Origin of the sequence: Kribbella sp. NPDC056345 (assembly GCF_042262745.1) — a bacterium.
Taxonomy (GTDB): domain Bacteria; phylum Actinomycetota; class Actinomycetes; order Propionibacteriales; family Kribbellaceae; genus Kribbella.
This window is the reverse complement of the sequence record NZ_JBHJQQ010000039.1, coordinates 1-2,275: the sequence shown is the minus strand read 5'-3', so window position 1 is coordinate 2,275 and position 2,275 is coordinate 1. Positions and strand designations below refer to the sequence as shown.

At 70.5% G+C, this 2,275-nt stretch carries 5 protein-coding genes; all 5 read right to left on the bottom strand.

The window, feature by feature from the left end; translation table 11 throughout:
• A partial coding sequence (locus ACFCV3_RS42665) for a phage tail tube protein (RefSeq protein WP_376041185.1) occupies positions 1 to 668 on the bottom strand: 668 nt, incomplete at its 3' end.
• A gap of 3 nt (positions 669 to 671) precedes the next feature.
• Positions 672 to 872 (bottom strand): hypothetical protein, encoded by a 201-nt coding sequence (locus ACFCV3_RS42660; protein ID WP_365438247.1) that lies wholly within the window; start codon positions 870 to 872, stop codon positions 672 to 674.
• Positions 873 to 896: 24 nt separating this feature from the next.
• Positions 897 to 1,361, bottom strand: coding sequence for a hypothetical protein (locus tag ACFCV3_RS42655; protein WP_376041182.1), 465 nt, complete (start codon positions 1,359 to 1,361; stop codon positions 897 to 899).
• Positions 1,361 to 1,915, bottom strand: coding sequence for a hypothetical protein (locus ACFCV3_RS42650; protein ID WP_375852331.1), 555 nt, complete (start codon positions 1,913 to 1,915; stop codon positions 1,361 to 1,363). Before ACFCV3_RS42650 ends, ACFCV3_RS42655 begins: the two co-directional genes overlap by 1 nt.
• Before the next feature lie 14 nt (positions 1,916 to 1,929).
• Positions 1,930 to 2,275: hypothetical protein (locus ACFCV3_RS42645; protein ID WP_376041179.1), on the bottom strand; the 346-nt coding region annotated here is incomplete at its 5' end.

Below are 2,275 nucleotides of genomic sequence, written 5' to 3'. Positions count from 1 at the left end.
ACGCGGTGCGGCCGCAGCCGCTTCAGCAACCGCTTGGCCGACGGACCGAAGTTCATCGACTTGTCCCCCGGGATACCACCCGGAGGCCCGAACGCGCCCGTCTTCAGGGTCATCTGCCCGAAGTGGAACGGGGACGAGTTGCCATACGACGCGACCGCCAGGGGCTGCGCCTCGTCGCAGTCCTTGCCGTCGAACTCGAACGACCCGGTGAGCATGCCGCCGACCTCGCACGCGAACTCCGCCGAGGTGACCTTGCAGCCCACGAAAGACTTAGCCGTGACCGTGCCAGTCGTCAGCGGCACGCCCTTCTGGATCGTCAGGGACTTGCCCCGGGTGTCCGCCAGGAGGTGCGTCTGCATGTACGCCGTGGTGGTCGACTGCTTCACCGGCGTCACCGACGTGCCCATGAGCGCCTGGACCAGGGCGCCCATGCCCTTGTTGGCGACCTCGATGTCCAGGCTGCCCTCCACCTCGCGGGGGGTGAGCACGCGCCGCGACGACAGCGCCAGCAGACGGCCGGCCGCGATCCCCGCCGACTGCGCCGTGGTCTTCTTCAGCGCCAGCGATTCCTGCGTGAACTCGATGAACTTCGACGGCGCCACGTAGGTGCCGTAGGTCGTCTCGGCTGCGATGCCGAGCTGGGCACCGAGCCCGGATCCGATCGCCATGGATCAGCCCTCCTTCTGCGGCTTGACCGCGGTCTTCTTCGAGGCCTTCGCCCCGGGCTCTTCGACGGACTCCCAGTTCGCGGGCTGGCACACGTAGCCGTCGAACCTTTCGTCCGAGACTTCGACGACCTCGTCCGGGTGGACAGTCCGGCCGAGTTCGGGCACGGTCACCGGCTCCGGCCCCAGAAAGCGCACACGCGCCATCACTTGCTCCCTTGTGGTGGTGGATCAGATACGGGCCTGGCAGGTCACCGTGAACGCCAGCCCGGCGGTGCTGCCCTCGCTCTGGATCTGGGTGAGGTCGCCCGCGGTCAGGTGCGCCCACAGCACCGCCCCGCCCAGCGTGGGCGCGTCCGGCGCGTCGGTCGTGGCGCGCAGCGCCGTCTCGATCTCCCCGAGGATCGCGAACACTGCAGCCCGGCGGGCCTGCATGTCCTTGTCGCCGGTGCGGGCCTCGATGTACCCGGCGATCTGGAACGTCTCGTCGCGGGTCCTGGCGCCAGCGCCGTTGAACGTCTGGGCGAGAGACACCGCCGACTCGCCCCCAGGCTGCCAGCCCACGAAGAGCAGGCGCCGCGGGGTCAGGTTGACCGCTGGCGGCCCGTCGACGACCGTCACGTCCGCCAGGCCGGGTGCCGCCCGCAGCACCGCCAGCAGCCCGTCCACAGCGGCCGGGACACGAGAGGTCAGCATCAGGCCACCCCCGGCGGGACCTTGTACGGCTCCAGCAGCTGCAGGACCCTGTTCGGGATCGCGTAGCCCCAGCCGGGCACCGGCTCGGTCACGGAGAAGTCGTCGCCGCCGCCGATGCTGCCCAGCCCCCGGGATGCCCCGTACTGGGTACGCCACAGGTGCTGAAGCAGGATCCGCGCGGCCAGGTTGATGGTGGGCGGCACCTCGCCGCGGCCGGCCGTGTACGTGACCCGCCACAGCGTCCCCGTGAACGAGCCGCCCCGGTAGCGGACGATGCCCGTGGCGCCGTCCAGGACGAGCGCGTCCAGGTCGAGAGCGTCGCCCGCGTCCACGGCCGGGACGACCGACACCAGGGCGACGGCCGGAATGTGGGACAGGCACAGGGAGCTGCTGCGGCCCTCGATCGTCTCGGCGAACTCCCGGGTTTCCACCGGCCCGACGTGCCGTTCGATCGCTGCGGTCAGTGCCTCGATGTACACCTGCAGCTCGAGGTCGTCGGTGTCCGTGTCGTTGTCGAGCTGGGCTTTCGCCTCGGCGAGGGTGAGCAGCGCCATGGAAGCCTCCCGGGCTACTTCTCGACGGCCGACTTCGTCGTGGGCTTGCGGCGGCCGGTGGCCTTCTCCGGCTCGCCCGGGTTGGCGGTGTTCTCCTCGGGCGGCTGGCCGTCCTCGCCGTCGTCGCTGTCGTCGTGCGGCTCGGCCAGGCCTGCCGCGACCATCTGCTTGGCCTCGCCGTCGGGCAGGTCCACGCTCTGTCCGCGCTCGGGCCAGGGCTGGCCGTCGCGGGTGCCGGAGATCGTGACCTTCATGCGGACGCGCATCGCTGGTTCCTCTCTTGAAGCGGGGCGGGCGGCCAGGCTGCGGATGCTCGGGTGGATGCGGCCTTGGTCGTCCACTTTGTCGAGGAACGCCTGT

Excerpts from the sequence above, each read along its gene's own strand:
- ACFCV3_RS42650 (WP_375852331.1), bottom strand. The coding sequence starts at position 1,915 with ATGGCGCTGCTCACCCTCGCCGAGGCGAAAGCCCAGCTCGACAACGAC.
- ACFCV3_RS42655 (WP_376041182.1), bottom strand. The coding sequence starts at position 1,361 with ATGCTGACCTCTCGTGTCCCGGCCGCTGTGGACGGGCTGCTGGCGGTG.
- ACFCV3_RS42660 (WP_365438247.1), bottom strand. The coding sequence starts at position 872 with ATGGCGCGTGTGCGCTTTCTGGGGCCGGAGCCGGTGACCGTGCCCGAA.